This is a genomic window from Sphingomonas bacterium (genome assembly GCF_903642285.1).
GTDB lineage: Bacteria > Pseudomonadota > Alphaproteobacteria > Sphingomonadales > Sphingomonadaceae > Sphingomonas.
Map to the genome: position 1 here is coordinate 90,946 of NZ_CAHJWJ010000006.1, position 24,509 is coordinate 115,454.

The window sequence follows — 24,509 nt, forward strand, 5'->3', positions numbered from 1 at the left end:
CAGCCAATGCAAATGCGGGTATGGTGGAATTGGTAGACGCGCCGGACTCAAAATCCGGTTCCGCAAGGAGTGTCGGTTCGACTCCGACTACCCGCACCATTGGATCGATGGGATCGACCGAAATCCCAAGCGATGGCGACCGAAGCGGGCGTCGATCCGGCTGGTGACCCCTACGGGAATCGAACCCGTGCTTACGCCGTGAGAGGGCGTCGTCCTAACCGCTAGACGAAGGGGCCGTTAGCGGTGCGAGCGAAGCGCTTACGGGGCGGCGGGAAAGCCGTCAAGCCGGGCGGTCGGCCCAGGCGGCGTCTTCGAGGTGGAGTTCGGCGGTGGGGCGGCTGGACCAGTCGTCGATCTTCGCGCGGCCGGCGATCCACAGCCGGCGATGCGGGCCCGCACCGAGCAAGGCCTGACCGAGCGGGGTGTCGCCGCTGCGGAACGCCATCGCTTTCAGGCTGCGGCCGTCGTCGCCCGCGACGATCGCGCGGACATGGCCGTTGCCGACGATCTCCGCCTTGACCACGCGGACCGGACCGGCGACGATGCGCGGCGCGGGCCAACCCATGCCGTAAGGGCCCCCGGCCTCCATCGCGCCGACGAAATCGGGGTTGACCCCGCCGGGTGCCATCACGGCATCGAGCAGCAAGGCGCGGTCGCCGATCGCCCGGTCGACCCCGGCGGCGAGGCGGTCCTCCAGAAAATCGGCGAACGCTGCCACTTGCGCGGCGTCGATCGTCAGCCCCGCCGCCATCGCATGCCCCCCCCCGGCGACGAGCAGGCCATGCTCCTTCGCCGCCAGCACCGCCGCGCCCAGATCGACGCCCGCGATCGATCGGCCCGACCCCTTGCCGATGCCCGCTTCATCGACCGCGATCACGATCGCGGGCCGACCGAGCTTTTCCTTCAGCCGACCGGCGACGATGCCGATGACGCCAGGGTGCCAGCCTTGCCCGGATACCACGACGACGCGGCGGTCGCCGCCTATCATCAGGTCCGCCGCGGTCTGCACCGCGCCCTCGATCCCGCGGCGCTCCTCGTTCAGGCGGGCGAGTTCGGCGGCGATCGCGCGGGCTTCGTCGGGGTCGCTGCACGTCAACAGGCGGACGCCCAGGTCCGATTTGCCGACCCGGCCCCCTGCGTTGATCCGCGGCCCGAGCGCGAAGCCGAGGTCGGTCGCGGTCGGATTGCGGGGCAGGCGCGAAGCCTCGATCAGCGCGGCGATGCCGATGTTGCGGCGCTGCGCCATCACCTTCAGCCCCTGCGCGACGAACGCACGGTTGAGCCCGCGCAACTGCGCCACGTCCGCGACGGTGCCGAGCGCGACGATGTCGAGCAGATCGATCAGCCGCGGCTCCGCCCGTCCGGCGAAGAAACCGCGCGCACGCAGCGTCCGTACCAGGGCCGCGCCGAGCAGAAACGCGACACCGACCGCGGCGAGGTGTCCGTGCGCCGCACCGTCGCCCTCGTCCAGCCGGTTGGGGTTCACCAATGCGTGCGCGAGGGGCAGGGCGCTGGCGCATTTATGATGGTCGACGACGATGACGTCGACGGGGGCCGCGTGCGCCGCCGCCAGCGCATCGAACGCCTGCGCCCCGCAATCGACGGTCACGATCAGCGTCGCGCCCTCCGCCGCGAGCCGCAGCAACGCGGGACCGGACGGCCCATAGCCTTCGATCAGCCGGTCGGGGATATAGGGCCGCGCCTCGATCCCGAGATCGCGGAGCAGCAGTACCATCAGCGCCGCCGACGTCGCGCCATCGACATCGTAATCGCCGAAGATCGCGACGTTCTCGCCGGCGATCACCGCATCGGCCAGGCGGTCGGCGGCGCGGTCCATGTCGCGGAAGATCGAGGGGTCGGGCATGAAGCCGCGGATCGACGGCGTCTTGTGCAGGTCCAGCGCCTCGCGCGGGCACCCCCGCGCCATCAGGATCTGCGTGACCAGATCGTCCGGCGTGAACCCCGGGTCGCGCGCGTCCGCGCTCGTCGCCCGCCAGCGCCACGGCTGACCCATGATCGATCGGGAAATGCCGAGGACGTCCATCGCCAGCCTCTACGCGAGCATGGCTATTGTATCCAGTCGTCCTCGCGAAACCATTTGGTCACGATGTACTTAACGCCCTCCACGACGGGCATGCCCTCGTGGAGCGTCAGTTCGTTGGGGCTGCCGTCGGGGTTCATGTTGTTCCAGGCGAGCAACAGACCGCGCCTGGGCGCGACGCGGATGCCTGCCTGCGGGAACCAGGTCGCGCCGCCCTCCTCGACATCGTTCAGATACACCATCGCGGTCCACGTGCGCTGGCCGCCCGACGCCTTCATCGCGGGCCAGTAGCTTTCGCTCTCGTGGAAATAATCGTGATGCGCGCGGAATTGCTGGCCGGGGGCGTAACGCTGCCCCTGCATCGTCTCGCCCTTGGCGGGATCGAGCCCGAGCAGCAGCGCGATGCCCTCGTCGATCGGGCGGACGTCCGGCGAATGACGGTTCATGTCGCAGCTTTCGCTGGTCCGGAACCCGGTCCCCGCCTTGTCGGACAGCAATGTCGATGGCCGGCGATGCGCGTCGATCATCGCGACCAGCGCCTCGCATTGCGCCGCGGAGAGGAAATCCGGATGGTAATAGACCTGTGCGGCGGGAACCTGCGCGCAGGTGACCGCGGGGTTGGCGTCGAGCCGCTGCGCGACCGTCTGTCCGGCGGATCGGCGGATTTTCGACGGGGAACCGGGTTTCCTGATGGCCATGACCAGACCGATTGCCGTCGCCCCCGACGAAACGCAAGAGGCCCCGGCGTCGTTCGCCGGGGCCTCCTTCACGCCTTACCAGAAGATGCCGTACGCTGCATCGACGACATAACCGCTGCGGACATCGACCAGCAGCGCGTCGTTATAATAGCGGACCCAGCGATAGGGGCCGTAGGCCGGTGGCAGGCGGTAGGTATACGGGTTCCCGATCCAGTAATTCTGGCCGTAGAAGCCGTAGCCGAGCGTGATGCCGACCGAATAGCGGCGATAGCCGTAACCGCCGCCGGGCGCGTAATAGCGCGGCAGGTGGAACGCACCGCGGTTCTGCGCACGGTAGCCGTTCCAGTCGTAGCGGCGGTCGCCATGCCAGCCATTGTTCCAGCCGCCGCGGCTCTGAGCACCGCGCCCATCCTGGTATCCGCGGCCATCATTGCCGCGGCCGGCATAGCCGCCCTGTCCGCCCGGCGCGTTCGGGCCGAAATTCGGTCGTCCCTGATCGCCGCGCCCGGTATAGCCGCGCTGGCCGTCCGGTCCGCCGTTCGGGCGCTGGCCCTGCTGGTACTGGCCCTGCTGGTACTGGCCCTGCCGGTACTGGCCCTGCTGATATTGGCCTTGCCGATATTGGGCCTGTCCGTTCTGGCCCTGGCGGTATTGGTTTTGCTGTGGCTGGCCCTGTTGCGGCTGACCCTGCGGTTGCCGGCCCTGCTGCGGCTGCTGGCCCTGGGCTTGCGGACGCGGCTGCTGCTGTTGGTGCTGCGCGCGATAGGCGTCGCGCCGGGCCTGATCGCCGCGCTGTCCATCGACCTGTACGTCGCCGCGGGCCTCGACGTTCGCCTGCTGCGCGCCGGCGATCGCCGGCGCGAATGCGGCGGCGGCGAGCAGAAGCCCGATGACTGGTTTGACCATGATGCTATCCTTGCTGTTGTGAACGGTGAACGCACCGGTTCGGACGATGGCACGGTGTAGGCGCTATGGGCTGCCGTGAAGCTGAACTCGTCTGTCAGCGATCCGACAGGTTCCTGTCATGTGCGCGCAGGATCAAGGTGCCTTGGGCGGGACCAGTGCCGGCACGAGGCGGGCCGAGTCGGCGGGATCGATCCCGGGCCTGAAGCCGGCGGGAATCGTCTCTTCGCCGCGCATCGCCCGGCCCGCGCGCTGGATCGCGTCGATCAGGCGGGGATAGGTGCCGCACCGGCAGATATTGGTAATACTCGCTCGCACCTGGTCCTCGCTCGGGTCGGGTACGGTCTTCAGCAGCACCGCCGCCGCCATCACGATGCCGGGGATGCAGAACCCGCATTGCGGTACGTTGGCGGCGATGAAGGCGAGCTGCACCGGGTGGGTCCGCTCGCGCGACAGCCCCTCGATCGTGGTGACGTAGCTGCCCTCGATGCTGGCGATCGACACCCGGCACGATCGGACCGCATGGCCATCGACATCGACCGTACACGCGCCGCAGATCCCCGTGCCGCAGCCATATTTGGCCCCCGTCAGGTTCGATGCGTCGCGCAGCGCCCACAACAACGGCGTTTGCGGATCGAGCCGGTATTCGACCGGCTGATTGTTGACCGTGAAGCGAGTCATGGCGACATCCTTAGGCGAAACGCGGCGTTTCGATCCATGCGATTGTGCGACGCGCGGGGCGGGCGCACATCATGATCATGACCCATCCAACCCTCTTCATTCCGCACGGCGGCGGCCCCTGTTTCTTCATGGACCCCGCAGGCGGGCCGCCCGATCGAATGTGGCGACCGATGCAGGCCCATCTGGCGGGGTCGATCGACAGCCTGCCCGAACGACCGCGCACGATCCTGCTGGTTTCCGGCCATTGGGAGGAGCCCGTCGCGACGGTGCATGTCGGCGAGCGTCCGGGACTGCTCTATGATTACGGCGGTTTCCCGCCGCATACCTATCGGCTGCGATGGGATGCGTCGGGCGCGCCGGACGTCGCCCGCCGCGCCGCGGACCTGCTGCGTGCGGCCGGTCATCCGGTCGCCGAGAATGCGACGCGCGGGTGGGATCACGGCGTCTTCATCCCGATGAAAGTCGCGGTACCGTCGGCCGACATCCCGCTCGTGCAATTGTCGCTGCGCGCCGATCTCGACCCGGCGGCGCACATCGCGATCGGGCGGGCGCTCGCCCCTTTGCGGAACGAGGGCGTCCTGATCGTCGGATCGGGGATGAGCTTCCACAATATGCGCGCGTTCGGCGGCGTTGCGACCGGGTCCTCGGCCGCCTGGGACGATGCGCTGTCCGCGGCGGTGACCGATTCCGATCCCGTTGCGCGTGCGGCGCGCCTCACCGACTGGGCGACGCTGCCCGACGCGCGCTTCGCACATCCCCGGGAAGAACATCTGCTGCCCTTGATGGTCGCGCTCGGGGCGGGGGGCGACGGCGCGGCGGTGCAGGCGTTCCGCGACACGGTAATGGGCTGGACGGTTTCGGGTTATCGTTTCGGCTGAACCGCGGCGCTTGCCAGTCCGGCGAACGGCATCCTATCCGGGACCTGAGAATGAACGAGGGAACCGGGATGCACGGCGATACCGATCAAGCGGTTGCGGCACGCGGCGACGCCGACCACGGCTATGACGCGCCCGACCTGCGCATCTTCGTCTTCGCGCTGTTCTTCATCTTCGGCGGCATCACCAGCCTCAACGACATCGTCATCCCGAAATTGCGGGAGCTTTTCACGCTCGACCACGCATCGGCGATGCTGGTCCAGTCGGCGTTCTTCCTCGCATACGGGCTGTTCTCGATCCCCGCCGCGGCGATCGTCCGGCGGGCGGGCTATATGCGTACCGCCGCGATCGGGCTGGTGACGATGATGATCGGGTGCCTGTTGTTCATCCCCGCATCGGCATCCGCGACGTTCGGGGTTTTCCTGATCGCGCTGTTCGTGCTCGGGGCGGGCATCACGATCATCCAGGTCGTCGCCAATCCGCTGATCTCGCTGCTCGGCGCGCCGAAAACCGCATCGAGCCGGCTGACCTTCGCGCAGGCGTTCAATTCGCTCGGCACCACGGCCTTCCCGCGCGTCGGATCGACCTTGATATTGGGCGGCTTGGTGAGCGTCAGCGCAGCGACGCTGACGGGGGCCGCGCGCGATGCGTACCGGGTCGAGGCGTCACGCGCGATCGTCCATACCTATCTTGGGCTGGCGGCCGCGCTGCTGGTCATCGCCGGCGTGGTCTGGACCCGGCGCAACCGGTTGCACGAGGAACAGGTCGAAAGCAGTTCGATGTTCCATGCGTTCACGCTGCTCAAGCGACCGCGCTTCACGATCGGCGTGCTTTGCACTTTCTTGTACGTCGGTGCGGAAGTCTCGATCGGATCGCTGGTCGTATCGTACCTGACCCAGGCGGATGTCTGGGGGGTGACCGATCAGGTCGCCGGCGACCATGTCCCCTATTACTGGGGCGGGGCGCTCGCCGGGCGGTTCGTCGGATCGGGACTGCTGCGATTGGTATCGCCGGGCAAGGCGCTCGCCGGGGTCGCCACCGCCGCGATCGTGCTGATCCTGGTATCGGCGAACATGACCGGCGCGGTATCGGGCTGGGCGCTGCTGGCGGTGGGGCTGGCGAATTCGATCATGTTCCCGACGATCTTCGCGCTGGCATCCGAAGGGCTCGGCAAGCGCGCCGCGGAGGGATCGGGCGTCATCGCGAGCGCGATCGTCGGCGGGGCGATCGTGCCGTACCTGACCGGCACGATCGCCGACCACAGCGGCTCGCTGCATTTCGCGCTGCTGTTGCCGGGCCTCTGTTACGCGGTGATCGCAGCATACGGCATCTACGCGCGCAGGCCGGCACCCTCCGATACCTGACCGATAGCGCTCAGAAAGCCGCAATCCCGGTGATCGCACGACCGAGGATCAGCGCGTGGACGTCGTGCGCGCCCTCGTACGTGTTGACCGTCTCCAGATTCATCAGGTGGCGCATCACCTGATATTCGCCCGAAATGCCGTTGCCGCCATGCATGTCGCGCGCATCCCGCGCGATGGCCAGCGCCTTGCCGACATTGTTGCGCTTGACGAGGCTTACCATCTCGGGCGCGAACCGACCCTCGTCCATCAGCCGGCCGACCCGCAAGCTCGCCTGGAGCCCGAGCGCGATCTCGGTCTCCATATCCGCGAGCTTCTTCTGGAACAGCTGCCGTCCGGCGAGCGGGGTGCCGAACTGCTTGCGGTCCAGCCCATATTGCCGCGATGCCGCCATGCAGAATTCCGCCGCACCCATCGCGCCCCAGCTGATGCCGTAGCGCGCGCGGTTGAGGCAGCCGAACGGCCCCTTCAGCCCCGACACGTCGGGCAGCAGCGCGTCCTCGCCGATCGCGACATCGTCCATCAGGATCATGCCGGTGACCGAGGCGCGGAGCGACAGCTTGCCCTCGATCTTGGGCGTCTCGATTCCGTCCATGCCGCGTTCGAGGATGAAGCCGCGGATCGCGCCGCCATGCTCGTCGCTCTTCGCCCACACCACGAACACGTCCGCGATCGGCGAATTGCTGATCCAGGTCTTCGCGCCCGAGATCCGGTAGCCCGTATCCGTCTTCACCGCGCGCGTCGTCATGCTGCCGGGGTCGGAGCCGGCATCGGGTTCGGTCAGGCCGAAGCAGCCGATCCATTCGCCGCTCGCCAGCCTGGGCAGGAATTTGTGCTTCTGCTCTTCGGAGCCATAGGCGTTGATCGGATACATCACGAGGCTCGATTGCACCGACATCATCGATCGGTAGCCCGAATCGATCGCTTCGACCTCGCGCGCGACGAGGCCATAGGCGACATAGGACGCGCCGACGCCGCCATATTCCTCCGGGATCGTCGGGCCGAGCAGCCCCAGTTCGCCCATCTCGCGGAAGATCGCCGGGTCGGTATGTTCATGCTGAAACGCATGGACGATCCGCGGGGCGAGCTTGTCGCGCGCATAGGCCTTGGCGGTGTCGCGGATCATCCGCTCGTCGTCCGATAGCTGCTGGTCGAGGAGGAACGGATCCTCCCAGTCGAACCGTGCCATGCCGCTCATCATACTCTCCTTCGCGATCAAGCGCTTCGGAGCGGACGGCGTCCGCGTCAAGACGGTTCAGTTATCCTCGATCGTCAGGATCGAAATCGACACCGATGCAATGCCCGCGTCGCGTATGATTCGATCGACGATCAGATCGGCGACGAGATGCCCGCGAACGATCCATTCGCTTTCGGGCATCGTGGCGATCCACCGGTCGAACGTATCGCCCGGTTCTGCTTCGATCGCGATCCGGTGGCACGTGCCGACGAAGGTCGCGCTGGCCCAGGGTCTGGTCGCGATCGACCGGACCGCGATCACGACGCCGGCCGCCATGGCCTGTGCGCGCAGCGCGCGGACGAGCAACGTCCCGGCATCGGCTCCCCGCAACGAATCCAGTCTCATGCGCGTCGCTCCGATCCGATGAACGCCTCGACCTTCGCGGCGACTGCGCGCCCGGGCTGACGACCGCGGCGCAGATCGCCGACCAGCCGCGGATCGTTGACCGCCAGCCGCCCGAATTTCGTCGGCGGCATGCCGGTACCGCGCAGATAGCGGTCGATCTCGAAGAGCAGGGACATGGTGCGTTTCCTCCATCCGGGTGTAACGCGTTCCCTTAATGTTCCAATTTTCCAACTTGTCTAGGAAAATTCCTGCGTTATCGGTCGAGATGTGTCCGAAACCGATCCAAGAGTGGCGCTGCGGGCGTATGCGACGGCAAGCGGGGCCAGCCTGTCGGCGCTTTCGCGGATGCTCGGGCGCAACGTCGCGTATCTGCAGCAATATGTGTCGCGCGGAACGCCGCAGCGTTTGCCCGAACGGGAACGGCGGTTGCTCGCGGATTATCTGGGGGTCGCCGAGTCGGTGCTCGGTGCGCCGGCGGCGGCGGCGGTGCCTTCGTCGACCGTGTCCGTGCCGCGGCTGTCGATCGCCGCATCCGCCGGCCCGGGGGCGCTGGTCGATCGCGAAATCATGCTCGGTGCCGATGCGGTGGATCGGCGGCTGCTCCGCCAGCTCGGCGTCGCGCCCGACTCGGCTGCGATGCTTCGCGTTCGCGGTACATCGATGGAGCCGGGCCTGTTCGACGGCGACTGGGTGTTGATCGATACGGCGGTGCCGGCCGCGGCGCGGGCAGGGGTGCATGTCGTCCGGATCGACGACGCGGTGATGGTCAAGCGCCTGACGCCCGGACCCGGCGGCTTCGTGCTGACCAGCGACAATCCGGCAGCACCGCCCGTTCCGATGGGGAAAGTCGCAATCCTTGGGCGGGTGGTGTGGCAGATGCGCGCGACGCGGTAACGACTTCCCCCCTGCGGAGGCCGGGGGGGGTAAATGAAGAAACGGGCAACCAATCATTACATTGGGCCGACGAACCGCCTACCGCCCGCGCCACCAGATCAGCAGCGCGACCGCGATCCCGAGCGCGATGCCGATCAGGAACCCCGGCGTCGCCTCGCCGAACACGAAGCCGATCGCCGCACCGACGATCGCACCGATCGCGATCGGCATGCCGCCGGCGGAGGGGGAGGACGTGGCCATCGGCGGGCCCTGCCACGTCCCCGGACGGGACACCAGCGTCCCGTTGCGGGATCGGCGGGACGGCGACGGTGCGCGGGCATGGGGCGCGTTTACCTTCGCCCGTCGCGGTTGCCGCCGGTGCGCGGACATTGGCACGCGGCGTGTAGCGATTCGGGCGACCGCAGGAGCGCCGATGTCCGACATGCCCTATATCGCCGACATACGGATCGTGAGCGACGCCACCGATCTGATCGCATCGTTCGGGGCGCAGGCCGGCGTCGAGGCCGCGGAGCGCGCGGATCGCAGCCGCGACATCGGCAACCATATCCGTTTCTGTCATTGGCGTCAGACCGAACGGCTGATCGTCGTGATGACCGCATCCCGTGCCATCGGTACCGTACACTGATACCGGGCGCGCAGGACCTCCTCCGGCCACCCCCGGGGGACGACCGCTCGACTATGCTGGACAAGCACGACAACACCGGCAAGGTGTGCGCGCGACGCGATAAATGCGCGGAGAGGGGCATAAATGCTGACCGAACGGTTTCTGATGGGACGCGGACGAAGCGACCTGACAGAGGAAGAGCGTGCGATGCTGGAGGATGCGGTCGACGGCGTTCAGACATTGCCCGCCCGCTATCTGATGGTCCGCGCCGGCAAGCCGGTATCGCACAGCACGCTGCTGCTCGACGGCTATATCTGCCGGTACATGGATGACCGCGAAGGCCACCGGCAACTGGTCGCGGTCCATGTGCCGGGGGATTTCGTCGATCTTCACGCCTTCCCGATGCGCTGGCTCGATCACGACGTGGCGACGCTCAGCCCGGTGACGATCGCGACGTTCGAACATACGACACTGGAAAAGATCATCGAACAGGCACCGCATCTGACCCGGATGCTGTGGTTTTCGACGTTGCTCGACGCGGCGATGCACCGCGAATGGATCTTCCGGCTCGGGCGGCTCGATTCGACGGGTCGCCTGGCGCATTTCTTCTGCGAGCTACACGAACGGCTCGCGATGGTCGGGCTGGCGAAGGACGGCAGCTTCGCGCTGCCGATGATCCAGGCCGATCTCGCCGAGGCGTGCGGGATGACGCCGGTGCACGTCAACCGGACGCTCAGGGTATTGCGCGAGTCCGGGCTGCTGCACTTCCGCGACGGCGTCGCCAAGATCCTGGACGCCAAGGGGCTCGCCTTGGTGGCGGAGTTCGATCCGGGCTATCTCTACGGATCGGCAGGACAGTTGACCGGCAGGTGAGCGCGCCATCGCCGACCCGCACCGAGCGTCTGCGATCGATCGTCGGCGGATCGGCGGGCAATCTGGTCGAATGGTTCGACTGGTACACCTCTTCCGCGTTCGGACTGTATTTCGCCGGCGTGTTCTTCCCCGCGGGCGGCCGGACCCAGCAATTGCTCGATACCGCGGCGGTGTTCGCGGTCGGTTTCGTCATGCGCCCGATCGGTGCCTGGGCGATGGGGGTCTATGCCGATCGCCATGGGCGCAAAGCGGCTTTGACGATCTCGGTCACGCTGATGTGCGCGGGGGCGTTCCTGATCGCGGTCGCGCCCGGCTATGCGGCGATCGGCTGGACGTCGCCGGCGCTGCTGGTATTCGCGCGGCTGCTGCAGGGGCTTAGCGTCGGCGGCGAATATGGCGCGAGCGCGGTGTATCTGAGCGAGATGGCGGGGCGGGAGCGGCGCGGTTTCTTTTCGAGTTTCCAATATGTCACGCTGATCGCGGGGCAGCTCGTCGCCTTGTGCGTGCTGCTGGTGCTGCAATCGATCCTAAGTGCCCAGCAACTGGACGCATGGGGTTGGCGCATCCCGTTCGCGATCGGCGGCCTGCTCGCGATCGCGGTCTACCGCATCCGGCGCGGATTGCTCGAGACCGAAAGCTTCCGGAACGCGGCCGCGAAGGACACGCCGCGATCGAGCGGTCTGGCGCTGTTCCGCGATCACCCGCGCGAGGCTGCCACCGTGCTGTTCCTGACCGCGGGGGGTACGCTCGCCTTCTACGCCTACACCATCTACATGCAGAAATTCCTCGTGAACTCCGCCGGTTTCCCGCGCGCCGGCGCGGCCTGGATCATGACCACGGCGCTGACGCTGTACATGCTGCTCCAGCCGGCGTTCGGCGCGCTGTCCGACCGGATCGGGCGCAAGCCGCTGATGGTCGGGTTCGGTGTCGCGGGGACGCTGGCGACGGTACCGATCTTCCTGGCGCTGGAACAGGTCCGCTCGCCCTATGCGGCGTTCGCGCTGGTCCTGGCGGCGCTCGTCATCGTCAGCGGCTATACCGCGATCAACGCGGTGGTGAAGGCGGAACTGTTTCCGGCGCATATCCGGACACTTGGCGTGGCGCTGCCCTATGCGCTGGCCAACGCGCTGTTCGGCGGCACGGCCGAATATGTTGCGTTGGGGCTGAAGAAGGCCGGGCTGGAGCGCGGCTTCTACTGGTATGTCGCAGCGATGATCGCGGTGTCGCTGGTGACGTATCTGCGGATGCCCGACACGCGCGATACCAGCCGGATCCTGGAGGATTAGGACGCGCGTTCGGCAACCAGCGCGCCGTATCCCGTCAGCCGCCAGCCGTCGCCGTCATCCACCCGCTCGGCGATCCGCCATCGATCCGCTTCGTCCGGTGCCCAATCGACGGGCTCTGCTCCCAGGTTGAAGACGCACAGCAGGTTCTGCCCCGCCGCCTGCCGTTCGAACGCCAGCAGCTGCACGCCCGCCTCGACGACCGACAGCGTTCCCACCGACAATGCCGGCGAGGCATGGCGAAACGCCACCAGGCGCCGGGTCAGCCATAGCAGCGATCCGGCATCGGCTTCCTGCACGTCCACCGCCAGTGCCGGGTGATCGGCCCCGACCGGCAACCACGGCTTCGTGGTGGAGAAGCCGGCAAAGGGCGCATCGCCGCGCCACGGCATCGGCGTTCGCGCACCGTCGCGCGACAATGTCCGCGGCCAGTTGGCGATCGCCTCCGGATCCTGCAGATCGGCGAACGGGACATCGACCTGCGTCAGGCCCAGTTCCTCGCCATAATATAGGAACACATTGCCCCGCAGGCACAGCAGCAGCAGCATCGTCATCCGTGCGAAGGCGGCGCGGTGTTCGGGATCGATCCAGCGCGAAACCGCGCGCGGCGCATCGTGGTTCTCGAACGCCCAGCTCGGCCAGCCCTCGCCAGGCGTTGCCGGCCATCGACCCAGCGCTTCCGCGACCAGGGCAGGTACCAGCGCGGGTGCGTAGAGAAAATCGAAGCCATAGGCGCTGTTCAGCCGATCATGCCCCCGGGTGAACAATTTCATCTCGCGGTCGCTCTGCGCACCGCCGACCTCCGCCACCGTGAAGCGATCGCCCGGATAGCCATCGAGCAACCGCCGTATCCGTTCCAGAAAGGCGGGAATATCGGCGTGGCTCTGATTGTATTGATGGAGCTGGTAATCGAACGGCCGCGTCCGCGGCGTGCCGTCGTCCGGGGCGGGCGGATTGTCGGTCAGCGCCGGGTCGTGCATCGCGAAGTTGATCGCGTCCAGCCGGAACCCGTCGACGCCGCGATCGAGCCAGAAGCGCGCGGTCGCGATCAGTTCGTCCTGCACCGCCGGGTTGTGCCCGTTCAGCTGCGGCTGTTCGCGCAGGAAATTGTGGAGATAATATTGCCCGCGCCGCGCGTCCCAGGTCCAGGCCGGGCCGCCGAACACCGATTGCCAGTTGTTCGGCGGGCTGCCCTCGGGCTTCGCATCCGCCCAGACATACCAGTCGGCGAAGGGGTTGGTGCGATCGACGCGGCTTCGTTCGAACCACGGATGCGCGTCCGAGGTGTGGCCATAGACCTGGTCGATCACGACCTTCAGGCCCAGCGCATGCGCACGGCCGATCAGCGCGTCGAAATCGGCAAGCGTGCCGAAGATCGGATCGACGTCGCGGTAATCGGACACGTCATAGCCGAAATCCTTCATCGGCGAGGTGAAGAAGGGCGACAGCCAGATCGCATCGACGCCGAGGCTCGCGACATGATCCAGATGCGCGGTGATGCCCGGCAGGTCGCCGATCCCGTCGCCGTTCGTGTCGGCGAAGCTGCGCGGATAGATCTGGTAGATCACCGCGCCAAGCCACCAGGGACGTGCCGTCATTCGCCGTCCGGCCGATCGACCAGCACCACGCCGTCCTCGACCGCGACGACGCGCAATCGTTCGCCCGCCGCCGCATCGGGGCCGCGTGCCGGCCAGCCGCCGTCGCCGACCTTCACCCGGCCCGCGCCGTCGACGATCGGCGTATCGACGACCACGATCGTGCCGACCAGCCGCGCCGAGCGGTCGTTGAGCAGCATGTCGCTGCTCTCGACCGGATAGTCCCGGTACCAGCGCCGCCCGACCAGCACCGCGACCCCGCTCCACGCCGCGAACGACACGAGCTGGGCCGCGACCGGCAGCGCGGGGAGTGCCAGCAGCGCGACGCCGGTCATCGCGGCGGCGATCGCGAGGAAGACGAGGAACAGCCCGGGCGCGGCGAGTTCGGCGACGCCGAGCGCGACCGCCGCGATCAGCCACGCACCGCTCGGGCCGCCGATGGAGTCGAGGGTCATGACGCGCACATTCTAGCCCACCCCGGCGAAGGCCGGGGCCCAGCTGCGATGGTCTTCGTAACTGAGCGCATCGCGCCGTCACGATCGTTCCGCAACCGGGCCCCGGCCTTCGCCGGGGTGGGGCGCAAAACTTGCACCATGACGCGGACCCTAAGCTCCCGGCAGCTCGAACGGCCCCGGCTTGGCAGGTGCAGGCGCGGGCTTGGCCGGCACGCCCGCCTTTGGCGGCACCACCGACAGCGCGTCGCGTGCCAGTTCGCCGATGCCACCCAGCGTCCCCATAAGCTGGGTCGCCTCGACCGGGAACAGGATCGTCTTCGCGTTGGGCGATGTCGCGAACTTGCCGATCGCCTCGACATATTTCTGCGCGATGAAATAGTTGATCGCCTGCGTGCTGCCGCCCTCGATCGCCTCCGACACCGCCTTCGTCGCCGTCGCTTCGGCCTGCGCCGCGCGCTCGCGCGCCTCGGCGTCGCGGAACGCGGATTCCTTGCGACCCTCGGCCTCGAGGATGCGCGCCTGCTTCTGCCCCTCGGCGCGCAGGATCTCCGATGCGCGCGTGCCTTCGGCATCGAGGATGTTCGCGCGCTTCTCTCGCTCCGCCTTCATCTGCCGGCCCATCGCGTTGACGATATCGGCGGGCGGGCGGATGTCCTTGATCTCGACGCGGGTGATCTTGACGCCCCAGGGCACCGTCGCGTGATCGACGACGGTCAGCAGCCGCGCGTTGATCTCGTCGCGCTTGGACAGCGTTTCGTCCAGGTCCATCGACCCCATGACGGTGCGCAGGTTCGTCGTCGTCAGCTGTAGGAGCGCGAGATACAGGTCCGACACCTCATATGCCGCCTTGGCTGAGTCCAGCACCTGGAAGAACACGACCCCGTCGGTCGAGATCATCGCATTGTCCTTGGTGATGATCTCCTGACCCGGGATGTCGATCACCTGCTCCATCATGTTAACCTTGCGGCCGACACGGTAGAAGAACGCCGGGTAGAAATTGAACCCCGGCCGCGCGACGGTGGTGAAACGGCCGAAATGCTCGATCGTATATTGATAGCCCTGACGGACGATCTTGATCGAATTCATCAGGTAGAACAGCACGAGCACCAGCAGCAGTGCGACAGCGATCAGGCCCATTGGCGAATCCCTTTGGTTGGTCGGCTCATCCTAGCAGCGCCGGCAATCACCGTCGAACGAGTATTCCAACCGTCACTTCGGCAATCAAACCGCCACCCCGGCGAAGGCCGGGGCCCAGTTGCCAAGGTGCCGCTTGGCGGGGGAAGCGCTTTCCAACGGCAACCTGCGCGACTGGGCCCCGGCCTTCGCCGGGGTGGCGCACGGTAGGGCCGGCCCTCTTCGCCCCCTAGCGCACCCCCCCCGCTTTGGTTACATGGCCCGCCACTTCCACACGCGCAGGAACCGGCACCCAATGGACATCCGCCTCGGCCTCACCTTCGACGACGTGCTGCTGGTGCCGGGCGAGTCGAGCGTTCTTCCCAGCCAGGCGGACACGCGCACGATGCTGACGCGCGGGATCGCGCTCGACATCCCGGTCATTTCCGCTGCGATGGATACGGTGACCGAGGCGGACATGGCGATCGTCATGGCGCAGCTGGGCGGCATCGGCGTCCTTCACCGGAACCTTGAAGTGCTGGAGCAATGCGACGCGGTCCGCGCGGTGAAGCGGTTCGAAAGCGGCATGGTCGTCAACCCGATCACGATCCTGCCGAGCGCGACGCTGGCGGATGCGCAGGGGCTGATGGCCCGGCACCGGATCAGCGGTATCCCGGTGGTCGAGGCGGGCGGACGGCTGGTAGGCATCCTGACCAACCGCGACGTCCGCTTCGCCGAGAACCCGCGTCAGCCGGTCAGCGAGCTGATGACTCATGACAACCTCATCACCGTCGCGGTGGGCGTCGGTCAGGAGGAAGCGCGGCGGCTGCTTCACCAGCACCGGATCGAGAAACTGCTGGTCGTCGACGAAGCCTATCGCTGCGTCGGGCTGGTGACGGTCAAGGACATCGAGAAGGCGGTGACCTATCCCAATGCGACGAAGGACGGCGCGGGCCGCCTGCGCGTCGCCGCCGCGACTACGGTCGGCGACCGCGGGTTCGAGCGTACCCAGTCGCTGGTCGATGCCGAATGCGATCTGATCGTCATCGACACCGCGCATGGCCACAATATCGATGTCGCGCGCGCGGTCGAACGGGTGAAGCGGCTGAGCAATTCGGTGCAGGTCATGGCCGGCAACGTGGCCACGGCGGAGGCCACGAAGGCGCTGATCGGCGCGGGTGCCGATGCGATCAAGGTCGGGATCGGGCCAGGCTCGATCTGCACGACCCGCGTCGTCGCTGGCGTCGGCGTGCCGCAACTGACCGCGGTGATGGACGCGGCGGAAGAAGCGCAGAAATCGGGCGTCCCGGTGATCGCGGATGGCGGCCTTCGCACCTCGGGCGATCTCGCCAAGGCACTCGCGGCCGGCGCATCCTCCTGCATGATCGGATCGCTGCTCGCGGGCACCGAGGAAGCACCGGGGGAAACCTTCCTGTATCAGGGCCGCAGCTACAAGGCGTATCGCGGCATGGGATCGGTCGGCGCGATGGGTCGCGGCTCGGCGGATCGCTATTTCCAGGGCGATATCAAGGACCAGATGAAGCTGGTGCCCGAAGGGATCGAAGGCCAGGTGGCGTTCAAGGGCCCGGCGCGTGACGTCATCCACCAGCTGGTCGGCGGCGTCCGCGCGGCGATGGGCTATACCGGCGCCGCGACGATCCCCGACCTCCAGCAGCGCGCACGGTTCGTGCAGATCACCGGGGCGGGGCTGACCGAGAGCCATGTGCACGACGTGACGATCACGCGCGAGGCCCCGAATTATCCGACGCGCTGAGGGGATGTCCTACACGGGTAGGACGTGTCAGGGCGGGGGAATGACCCAATTTTCTGCAGCTTGTACGTTTTCGCTACGGCCATGTGTGGAACCATTGCCATCTGACTACCTGGCCACCCCGGCGAACGCCGGGGCCCAGTTGCAGGGCACTTGCGGTGGCGCGATGCCCTTTCTTCGACGACGATGGCAACTGGGCCCCGGCCTTCGCCGGGGTGGAGGACCTGTGTCCGAACGAACGGCCACGCGAGCAACGATGTTTGCGCCGATCCCAAGCATCTATCCCCACCCCGGCGAAGGCCGGGGCCCAGTTTCAAGGCAGTTGCGAAGGCGGGATGGTCGCTCATCGACCACCGTGGCAACTGGTCCGCGGCCTGCGCCGGGGAGGTGTGAAGGGGTCGGCGGAATTTCGCGCACCACCATAACCTTTGTAAACTTAGCCGCATGACCCCGGCCGCACGAACGGAAGCCGCGGTCGAGATCCTCGACCAAGTGATCGCCGCCGCCAGCGAAGGCGGGGCCGCCGCGGACACGCTCGTGTCGCGCTATTTCGGTACCCGGCGCTATGCCGGCGCGAAGGACCGCCGGGCGGTGCGCGATCTGGTCTATGCCGCGATCCGGCGCGCGGGCGAGCGGCCGACGGGCGGGCGGGCGGCAATGGTGGCGCTGGCGGACGACGACCCCGCGCTGGCGGCGACGTTCGACGGCAGCGTGCACGGCCCCGCACCGATCGAGGCCGACGAACCGCGCGCGGTGGCGGGCTCGGCACCGGACTGGCTGGTGGAGACCCTAGTCGCCTCGGGCGTCTCGTCGGAGACGATGGCGGCGCTGGTCGGCCGCGCGCCGCTCGATCTGCGCGTCAATCGGCTGAAAGCGAGCCGCGAGGACGTGCTGGCGATGTTGCCCGAAGTCGAGGCGACCCCCTTCGCACCGGACGGCCTGCGGCTATGGCGCGGCGGCAATGTCGAGGCCATGCCCGTCTATCGCGACGGGCTGGTCGAGGTGCAGGACGAGGGTAGCCAGATCGTCGGCATGGCGCTGGGCGCGAAGCCGGGCGACCGCATCGTCGATCTGTGCGCGGGCGCGGGCGGCAAGACGCTGGCGCTGGCTGCGGCGATGGCGAACGAGGGCGTGTTGCTCGCCGCGGATGTCGACCGGGCGCGGCTTTCGCGGCTCAAACCACGATCGGTGCGCGCGGGGGTGACGATCGTCGAAACGCTGCTGCTCGATCCGAACCGCGAAGCCGAGGCGCTGGGCGACTGGGTCGGGACCGCGGACGGCGTGCTGGTCGATGCGCCGTGTTCGGGTACCGGCACCTGGCGGCGCAATCCGGAGGCGCGGTGGCGGCTGACGCCCGATCGGATCGACCGGCTGGCGATGACGCAGACCCGGCTGCTGGCGCTCGCCGCCACGCTGGTGCGGCCGGGCGGTACGCTCGCCTATATCGTCTGTTCGCTGCTGGATGCGGAAGGGGCGGAACAGGTCGACGCATTCCTCGCCGCGCATCCGCGCTGGATCGCCGAGCCGCCGGCGCTGCCCGCGGGTCGATCGCATGGCGCGGGCCGGCGGCTCGATCCGGCGCGCGACGGCACCGACGGCTTTTTTGTCGCGCGCCTGCGGGCACCGTGCTAGCCGGTCCCTCGTGTTTCGTCCGGAGCCGATCATGCGTTATTCCTCCGTTGCCCTCGCCGTCGCGCTGACGATCGTCTGCGTATCGACCTCGCTTCACGGGCAGCGTCCCGACGACCAGATCGACCAGCGTTCGCTGGCGCTGCTGGCACAGGGCAGGGCGGAACGGGCGGCCGGGAATGTCGATGCCGCGACCGATACGCTGGAGACCGCGCTGGCCGTCGATCCGCGGAACCGCGCGGCCTTTGTCGAACTCGCGCAGATATCGCAGGGGCTCGGGCTGTCCGGCAAGGCGATCCGGCTCTACCGCGAGGCGCTGCTGCTCGAACCCAATGACGTCGCCGCGCTCGAGGGGCAGGGCGAGGCGCTGGTCGCCAAGGGCGCGGTGACGCTGGCGCAGGCGAATCTCGCGAAGATCAGGACCTTGTGCAAGACGAACTGCACCCCCGCCACGACGCTGGCGGCGACGATCGCCAAGGGGCCGCCGGTCTCGACCGCGATGGCCGACAAGAAGCCGGCCGCTACGCCCGAATAGCGCGCGCGAGCGCGGTGAAGTCGGCGACCGACAGCGTCTCCGCCCGCCGCGTCGCGTCGATGCCGATCGCCTCCAGGGCGGCGAGCGCGCCGGGCACGGGTTTCAGGCTTTGCCGCAGCATCTTGCGCCGCTGCCCGAACGCCGCGCCGGTCAACCGTTCGAGATCGGCCAGCGCCACGCCGTCCGGCGCATCGGCGGGAACGATATGGACGACCGCGGACATGACCTTGGGCGGCGGGGTGAAGGCGGATCGGTGGACCGGCATCGCGATCCGCGCGGTCGATCGCCACTGCGCCAGCACCGCCAGCCGGCCATAGGCATCGCCATCGGTCGTCGCGACGATCCGGTCCGCGACCTCCTTCTGGAACATCAGCGTCAGCGACCGCCACCATGGCAGCCACGCCGCCGACAGCCAGCTCACCAGCAGCGCGGTGCCGATGTTATACGGCAGGTTCGAGACGATATGCGGTGCCCGCGTGAACAGTCCGGGCGCATCGATCGACAGCGCATCGCCCTCGATGACGGTCAGCCGGCCGGGATACGCCGCCGCCAGCTCGGCGAGCGCGGGGATGCAACGCCGGTCGCGCTCGATCGCCGTCACCCGCGCTCCCGCCGCCAGCAGCGCGCGAGTCAATCCACCCGGACCCGGACCGACCTCCAGTACCGGGACATCGCGCAGATCGCCCGGCACTGCCGCGATCCGCGCCAGCAATTGCCCGTCGAACAGGAAATTCTGGCCAAGCGCCTTGCTTGCGGCCAACCCGTGCCGCGCGATGACGTCACGCAGCGGCGGCAATAGCGGCGTGTCGCTCACGCCGCCGCGGCGTCGCGACTCCGGCGGTCCGCCGCTTCGCCCGCCATCGCGATCGCGGCGATCATCGCGCCCGGATTGGCCACGTCGCGACCCGCGATCCCGAACGCCGTGCCGTGGTCCGGCGAGGTGCGGACGATCGGCAGGCCGAGCGTGATGTTGACCCCGTCGTCGAAATACAGCGTCTTGATCGGAATCAGCGCCTGGTCATGGTAGCAACACAGAGCTACGTCATATTTGGCGCGTGCTCTCGGGTGGAACATGGTGTCCGCGGCGAACGGGCCGATCGCGTCGATACCCTCGTCGCGCAGGATCGCGATGGCCGGTTCGAGCAGGTCGATCTCCTCACGCCCGATCGCGCCCTGTTCGCCGGCGTGCGGATTGAACCCGGCAAAGGCGAGCCGTGGGCGTTCGACCCCGAAATTGCGATGAAGCCCGCGGGCGGTGGCGCGCGCTTTGGCGAGGATCAGATCGACATCGAGCAGCCCCGCCACCTCGGCAAGTGCGACGTGAGTCGTGATCGGTACCACGCGCAAGCCGGGCCCCGCGAGCATCATGACCGCATTCTCGCCAGCGATCCCGCAGCGTTCGGCGATGAATTCGGTCTGGCCGGGATGCGTGAATCCGATCGCATAGAGCTGCGCCTTCGCCACCGGCCCGGTCACAAGCGCCCGCGCCGCGCCGGACCGGACAAGCCCCGTCGCCATTTCCAGCGCATGCAGCGCGCAGCGTGCGCCCTCGACATCGGGCGACCCCGGGATGCCGTCGCTCCCTTCGTCGATCGACAGGATCGGCAACGCGTCGCAAAAAACGCGGGTCGCCTCCGCCATATCCGTCACCGACCGGGTCGGGCCGTCCCAGACCGCGGCGACCGCGCGGATATCACCGACTGCCACGAAGGGCGGCAGGGATCGTTCGCGCCGCGCCACCCAAGCCTTGGCGATGATCTCCGGCCCGATCCCGGCCGGGTCGCCCATCGATACGGCAAGCGGTGCGACATCCATGATGCGGTCCTCAGCGATAATCGATGATCGCGTCGCGGCGAAGATCGCGCAGTTTCTGTTGCGCACGCAGGTTGACGCGCTGCTGCTCCAATTGGTCCTGGACCTGATCGGCACGGGGCAGCGTCCCGGACTTCGGATCGTCGCGACCGCACAGGACCAGCGCCCGGACGCCGTCCTGCGGCGATCCGAAGGGCGGGCTCGACTGGCCGACCTGCAGCTTCAACATGATTTCCTGCAACTGCGCCGGCAGATCGCGGATACGGACGGTGTCGTTGTCCACGACCTCCGCGCCGATCGCCGCCGCGACCTTCTCGACCGATCCGCAACCCTGCAGCGCTTGCGTGGCCCTGCCGAATGCGGCGGCGCGCGTGGTCGCCTCCGCTTGCGTCGTACCGGCGGGGAAACGCATCGTCAGCTGTTTCAGGCTAAGGCGCGCATCGCGCGGATCCGCGGTCAGCACCTGGCGCTTGTCGGTCAGGTACAGCAACGAGAACCCGCCGGGCAGCTCGATCGGTCCGGCCACCTGGCCTACCTGCATGGTGCGAAGCGCGTCGGCGAGCGGATCGGGCAATTGCGCTGTCCGCACCCAGCCCAGGTCGCCGTTGACCGCCTTGGTCGTGGCCTCGGAATAGGTGCGCGCGAAATACTCGAACGGTTGCTGGCCCTTCTGGACTTCCTGCACCAACTGACGGGCATTGGCGTAGACCTGCTGTCCGTTCGCGGGGGTCGCGCTGAGGAATATCTCCTTCACGTTATATTCTTCGGTGCCCTTCGCCTCTTGCAGGCGCGCCAGGATACCCTTCACTTCCTCGTCGCTCACGTTGGTGGTCGGCTCGATCTTGCGACGCAGATAGCGCTGCCATGCCAGCTCGGCCTCGATCTGGCGCGTGAGCGAGCGTTCGGACGATCCGGCTTCGCGCAGAAAGGTACGCATCGCCGCCGGCGTACGCCCGAAATTCTTCGCGACCCGGTCGAAACTCTGCGCGATCTCTTCGGGCGTGATGGTGATGTCGCTGACCTTGGCTTCCTGGATCTGAAGCGTCTCGTCGATCAGCTGGCGCAGGATCTGGAGCTTCAGCTTGTCGCGATCCTCGGGCGACAGCGCCGTGCCGTTCGCCACCGCCAACAGCGCGACGCGCTGATCGACATCGGTCCCGGTAATGACGGTTTCGTTCACCACCGCGGTCGGCTTGCGGATATTGGGGTCGAGCTTGCCGAAGATCTGGAGGTTCGCGGGGATGTCGAGCCCGGTCGACGGTACGCTGTTGTCGGGCACGGTCTGCGCCATCGTACCGCCGGCCATCAGTGCCAGCATCACGGCGCCCATCGCCTTGCGGCCGACGGCGTCCGAACGGTAGAAATGCTTCACGATCGCTCCATACCCCATCGACGCGCCGGCACCGGCGACCCGTTTCATTGCCGCGCGGCGGCTGAACCGGGGCTTAGCGACCGAGATTGGTGAAGGCCAGCGTCAACAGATATCCGTTGCCGGCGCGCGCATCGCCCGTTGTCTGGTAATCGCGCCGCCACGTAAAGCCCAGCCGCAGGCAATCATCCTCATATTGCACCCCCAGCCGGTGGCGGATCGGCTGGAATCCGTCGGCGGTGGACAGCGGATCCTCAACGCGGTTGGTCAGATCGACCACCGCGGACCCGAATGCGGACCAGAAGCGGGAAAATTGGACACGACCGCCGACGCGGACCTCCTCGTGATCCGCCAGATCCTCGTAGACGGGATCGATATTGCGGTTGAGCCGGAGATAGCCGAGCAGGATATAGGTCGACCGCGAACCGATGGTCGCGTCTACTTCGTTGCGCCGCAAAGCGAAATCTCCCTTGTCGATGCGGTACCGCGCGACGATCGAGACGAGATCGCGGTAGCGCAGTTCGCTTCGGCCGACGATGTCGGACAGGCGATCCGACAGGCCGGTGCCGGGGTAGAAGATCGATGGCCTGTCGTTCAAGCGGTAGCTCTGACCGATCACGGTGTCGAACGTCAGTCCTGGCAGATCGACGGCCCATTCCGCGCCATATGTCGCGCGGCTCGAATCCTCGAACCGGTCATACCCGGGGAAACGATTGAGCGAGAACAGGTTGCTGTCGTCCAGATCGATCGCGCGCGAATCCTCGTCTGGAACGGAACTGTTATCGATGCTCGGCGCGGCGACGATCTGGAAACGGGGGGTGAAACGCTGCGTACCGCCAAGGAAATTGCCGACGAACGGCCATTTGATATCGACTGCCAGCGCACCGATCGCCCGGGTGTGGAACCCCGGCAATCCGCGATAGGCGAGCACGTCGGTCGCTGCGACATCGCCCGTATTGTACAGATCGCCGCGTGCAAACGCAGTGAACGTCACCTCCTGGCCCCAGCGCGTCAGCTTGCGCAGGTCCCATTCCACGCTGGCGAAGGCGCGCTGCGTATCCTGGCCTTCGCTGCGGGTCAGCGCGAGCGTGTTCAATTGCACCATGAAATGGCCGCCGATCAGGTCCTCGTCGATCCGGCGGCGATAGTCGATTTCGGGCAGTGCGACGGGTTGCTGGCCCTGGACGTCGTTCACGCGCAGCGTCTGCACCGCCCAGCCGGTGATCGAGAAATAGCTGTCGGCATCGATATGCTCGACGCTCACCGTGTTGCGAAGCACGTCGTCGCTCGAAATCTCGTAGCGGCGCAGGAAGGTCTGGTCCGAGGTGTAGCGGATCGACACGCCGACGCTCCAGTCGGGCGACAGTTGGAAGCGACCGACCCCGTCGATATAGCCGCGAAGTGCCTGTTCGGTATCGGTGCTGGCGCCCGTCGTGGTAATATCGTCGCTGCGCCGGCTGGCGGTGACGTATCCGGTCATGCGATATGCGCCCATCTCGCCCAGTGACCGGTAATCGAGTTGCAGCATGGGCAGAACCGCGGTGAAGATATGCGGCGTGACCGTCAGCCCGTGATCGGGCCCGAACGAAAAATGATAAGGCGTGGCGATCTGCAGGCCGTTGACCGCCTCCAGCCGGATGTCGGGGCTCAGAAACCCGCGTTCGTTCCCGCCCCCGACCGGAGTGGAGAATACCGGTAGCGGCACCGTCGGCAAACCGAAGAGGTTCATCCGAGCGCCCGCGAAATAGATGCGCTGCCGGTCGGGGCGATACGTCACGCGCACCGCCGTGATCTTCCAGGACGGCTCCTTCGGGCATCCCGCCGCGTTGGTCACCGCGCACGGCGTGTAGGCGGCGTCGCGCAAATTCACCGTGCCGTCCTCGGCGCGAGTCCCGGTTCGCGCCGCGATCCGTCCGCCGCGTTCCAGTACCAGGAGCATGTTGTCGACCATGCCGTCCTTCAAGGAATCGGTCAGGTTGATCGAATCGCCATAGGCGACATCGCCTTGCGGGTTGGTGACCGCGACATTGCCGGTCGCCACGACCTTGCCGGTCTTGCGATTCCAGACGACCTTGTCGGCCCGCAGCCTGTTGCCGGTGCGGTACATCCGTACGTCGCCCGTCGCGGTGACGGCTTCGGTGTTGGTATCATATTCCAACGCATTGGCGCTGAACTGCACCTGATCGTCGGGCACGGGCGGGGCGGTATCCGACGGCGGCGTTCCCGCTGCGGGTTGCGTCTGTGGCGGCGGTGGGGCGACCGCGCGCGACTGCAGGTCCTGCGCACCGGCGGGCATGGCGGCGAGAGCGAGTGCCGACGCACAGCCTGCCAACAGATCGAAACGCAACACGATCCTGAACCAACCCCCTGCGGTAACACGCAAGCCGTCCCGAACGGCCACGCACCACGATCCGCCTATCGCACCCGATCGACCG

At 67.4% G+C, this 24,509-nt stretch carries 24 protein-coding genes and 2 tRNA genes; 10 read left to right on the plus strand and 16 right to left on the minus strand.

The window, feature by feature from the left end; translation table 11 throughout:
* The first annotated feature begins 14 nt into the window (after positions 1-14).
* Positions 15-99 (plus strand) — tRNA-Leu (locus HUU99_RS04825).
* 62 nt (positions 100-161) lie between these two features.
* Here the strand turns inward: HUU99_RS04825 and HUU99_RS04830 are convergent.
* From HUU99_RS04830 to HUU99_RS04850, 5 genes are all read right to left on the minus strand, one after another.
* Positions 162-236: transfer RNA gene (locus HUU99_RS04830), tRNA-Glu, on the minus strand.
* Between the two features lie 44 nt (positions 237-280).
* On the minus strand, positions 281-2,044 hold the full coding sequence (gene recJ, locus HUU99_RS04835) for a single-stranded-DNA-specific exonuclease RecJ (RefSeq protein WP_174285442.1): 1,764 nt from the start codon (positions 2,042-2,044) through the stop codon (positions 281-283).
* A 23-nt stretch (positions 2,045-2,067) separates the two neighbouring features.
* Positions 2,068-2,739 (minus strand): prolyl hydroxylase family protein, encoded by a 672-nt coding sequence (locus tag HUU99_RS04840; protein WP_174285443.1) that lies wholly within the window; start codon positions 2,737-2,739, stop codon positions 2,068-2,070.
* 75 nt (positions 2,740-2,814) lie between these two features.
* Positions 2,815-3,645, minus strand: coding sequence for an RcnB family protein (locus HUU99_RS04845; RefSeq protein WP_174285444.1), 831 nt, complete (start codon positions 3,643-3,645; stop codon positions 2,815-2,817).
* A 132-nt stretch (positions 3,646-3,777) separates the two neighbouring features.
* Positions 3,778-4,323, minus strand: coding sequence for a (2Fe-2S)-binding protein (locus HUU99_RS04850; RefSeq protein ID WP_174285445.1), 546 nt, complete (start codon positions 4,321-4,323; stop codon positions 3,778-3,780).
* Positions 4,324-4,400: 77 nt separating this feature from the next.
* Between HUU99_RS04850 and HUU99_RS04855 the strand changes: the two genes are divergently transcribed.
* Both HUU99_RS04855 and HUU99_RS04860 read left to right on the plus strand, forming a co-directional pair.
* Entirely contained in the window at positions 4,401-5,201 is an 801-nt protein-coding gene (locus HUU99_RS04855) for a DODA-type extradiol aromatic ring-opening family dioxygenase (RefSeq protein WP_174285446.1), read from the plus strand.
* A gap of 50 nt (positions 5,202-5,251) precedes the next feature.
* On the plus strand, positions 5,252-6,562 hold the full coding sequence (locus HUU99_RS04860; RefSeq protein ID WP_375380075.1) for a sugar MFS transporter: 1,311 nt from the start codon (positions 5,252-5,254) through the stop codon (positions 6,560-6,562).
* A 10-nt stretch (positions 6,563-6,572) separates the two neighbouring features.
* Here HUU99_RS04860 and HUU99_RS04865 read toward each other — a convergent pair whose 3' ends face one another.
* Genes HUU99_RS04865 through HUU99_RS04875 form a run of 3 tightly spaced genes read right to left on the minus strand, consistent with a single transcriptional unit; the run spans position 6,573 to position 8,317 of the window.
* Positions 6,573-7,757, minus strand: a complete 1,185-nt coding sequence (locus HUU99_RS04865; RefSeq protein WP_174285447.1) for an acyl-CoA dehydrogenase — start codon at positions 7,755-7,757, stop codon at positions 6,573-6,575.
* A gap of 57 nt (positions 7,758-7,814) precedes the next feature.
* Positions 7,815-8,141: a hypothetical protein gene (locus HUU99_RS04870; protein WP_174285448.1), complete on the minus strand. Its 327-nt coding sequence runs from the start codon at positions 8,139-8,141 to the stop codon at positions 7,815-7,817.
* Complete coding sequence (locus HUU99_RS04875; RefSeq protein ID WP_174285449.1) at positions 8,138-8,317, minus strand: hypothetical protein; 180 nt, start codon at positions 8,315-8,317, stop codon at positions 8,138-8,140. The genes HUU99_RS04870 and HUU99_RS04875 overlap by 4 nt, the downstream gene beginning before the upstream one ends.
* Positions 8,318-8,429: 112 nt before the next feature.
* Between HUU99_RS04875 and HUU99_RS04880 the strand changes: the two genes are divergently transcribed.
* Complete coding sequence (locus HUU99_RS04880; protein ID WP_254602927.1) at positions 8,430-9,035, plus strand: S24 family peptidase; 606 nt, start codon at positions 8,430-8,432, stop codon at positions 9,033-9,035.
* A 78-nt stretch (positions 9,036-9,113) separates the two neighbouring features.
* Here the strand turns inward: HUU99_RS04880 and HUU99_RS04885 are convergent, their stop codons facing one another.
* Positions 9,114-9,275 carry a hypothetical protein gene (locus HUU99_RS04885; protein ID WP_174285451.1) on the minus strand — a complete coding sequence of 54 codons (162 nt, stop codon included), beginning with the start codon at positions 9,273-9,275 and terminating at the stop codon, positions 9,114-9,116.
* A gap of 181 nt (positions 9,276-9,456) precedes the next feature.
* Here HUU99_RS04885 and HUU99_RS04890 point away from each other — a divergent pair, with 181 nt between their 5' ends.
* From HUU99_RS04890 to HUU99_RS04895, 3 genes are all read left to right on the plus strand, one after another.
* The gene (locus tag HUU99_RS04890) at positions 9,457-9,660 is read left to right on the plus strand and encodes a hypothetical protein (RefSeq protein ID WP_174285488.1); all 204 of its coding nucleotides are present in this window, start codon (positions 9,457-9,459) and stop codon (positions 9,658-9,660) included.
* Positions 9,661-9,783: 123 nt separating this feature from the next.
* Entirely contained in the window at positions 9,784-10,512 is a 729-nt protein-coding gene (locus tag HUU99_RS15490) for a Crp/Fnr family transcriptional regulator (RefSeq protein ID WP_254602928.1), read from the plus strand.
* Positions 10,509-11,798, plus strand: coding sequence for an MFS transporter (locus tag HUU99_RS04895; protein ID WP_254602929.1), 1,290 nt, complete (start codon positions 10,509-10,511; stop codon positions 11,796-11,798). Before HUU99_RS15490 ends, HUU99_RS04895 begins: the two co-directional genes overlap by 4 nt.
* Here HUU99_RS04895 and HUU99_RS04900 read toward each other — a convergent pair.
* The 3 genes from HUU99_RS04900 to HUU99_RS04910 form a co-directional block, all read right to left on the minus strand.
* Entirely contained in the window at positions 11,795-13,393 is a 1,599-nt protein-coding gene (locus tag HUU99_RS04900; protein WP_174285453.1) for an alpha-glucosidase, read from the minus strand. The two genes, HUU99_RS04895 and HUU99_RS04900, sit on opposite strands and share 4 nt — an antisense overlap.
* Complete coding sequence (locus tag HUU99_RS04905; RefSeq protein WP_174285454.1) at positions 13,390-13,845, minus strand: NfeD family protein; 456 nt, start codon at positions 13,843-13,845, stop codon at positions 13,390-13,392. The genes HUU99_RS04900 and HUU99_RS04905 overlap by 4 nt, the downstream gene beginning before the upstream one ends.
* A gap of 150 nt (positions 13,846-13,995) precedes the next feature.
* Positions 13,996-14,982, minus strand: coding sequence for an SPFH domain-containing protein (locus HUU99_RS04910; protein ID WP_174285455.1), 987 nt, complete (start codon positions 14,980-14,982; stop codon positions 13,996-13,998).
* Between the two features lie 292 nt (positions 14,983-15,274).
* Here HUU99_RS04910 and guaB point away from each other — a divergent pair, with 292 nt between their 5' ends.
* The 3 genes from guaB to HUU99_RS04925 all read left to right on the plus strand — a co-directional run bounded on the left by guaB (position 15,275) and on the right by HUU99_RS04925 (position 18,893).
* Entirely contained in the window at positions 15,275-16,732 is a 1,458-nt protein-coding gene (guaB, locus tag HUU99_RS04915) for an IMP dehydrogenase (protein WP_174285456.1), read from the plus strand.
* A gap of 441 nt (positions 16,733-17,173) precedes the next feature.
* Positions 17,174-18,361, plus strand: a complete 1,188-nt coding sequence (locus HUU99_RS04920; RefSeq protein WP_174285457.1) for an RsmB/NOP family class I SAM-dependent RNA methyltransferase — start codon at positions 17,174-17,176, stop codon at positions 18,359-18,361.
* 31 nt (positions 18,362-18,392) lie between these two features.
* A complete protein-coding gene (locus HUU99_RS04925; protein ID WP_174285458.1) occupies positions 18,393-18,893 on the plus strand; it encodes a tetratricopeptide repeat protein in 501 nt (166 codons plus the stop codon).
* Here HUU99_RS04925 and rsmA read toward each other — a convergent pair.
* From rsmA to HUU99_RS04945, 4 genes are all read right to left on the minus strand, one after another.
* Entirely contained in the window at positions 18,880-19,707 is an 828-nt protein-coding gene (gene rsmA / locus HUU99_RS04930; RefSeq protein WP_254602930.1) for a 16S rRNA (adenine(1518)-N(6)/adenine(1519)-N(6))-dimethyltransferase RsmA, read from the minus strand. The genes HUU99_RS04925 and rsmA overlap by 14 nt on opposite strands.
* A complete protein-coding gene (pdxA, locus tag HUU99_RS04935) occupies positions 19,704-20,708 on the minus strand; it encodes a 4-hydroxythreonine-4-phosphate dehydrogenase PdxA (protein WP_174285459.1) in 1,005 nt (334 codons plus the stop codon). The genes rsmA and pdxA overlap by 4 nt, the downstream gene beginning before the upstream one ends.
* Before the next feature lie 10 nt (positions 20,709-20,718).
* Entirely contained in the window at positions 20,719-22,077 is a 1,359-nt protein-coding gene (locus tag HUU99_RS04940; protein ID WP_254602931.1) for a peptidylprolyl isomerase, read from the minus strand.
* Positions 22,078-22,150: 73 nt separating this feature from the next.
* Positions 22,151-24,424, minus strand: a complete 2,274-nt coding sequence (locus tag HUU99_RS04945; protein WP_254602937.1) for an LPS-assembly protein LptD — start codon at positions 24,422-24,424, stop codon at positions 22,151-22,153.
* Positions 24,425-24,509: the final 85 nt, after the last annotated feature.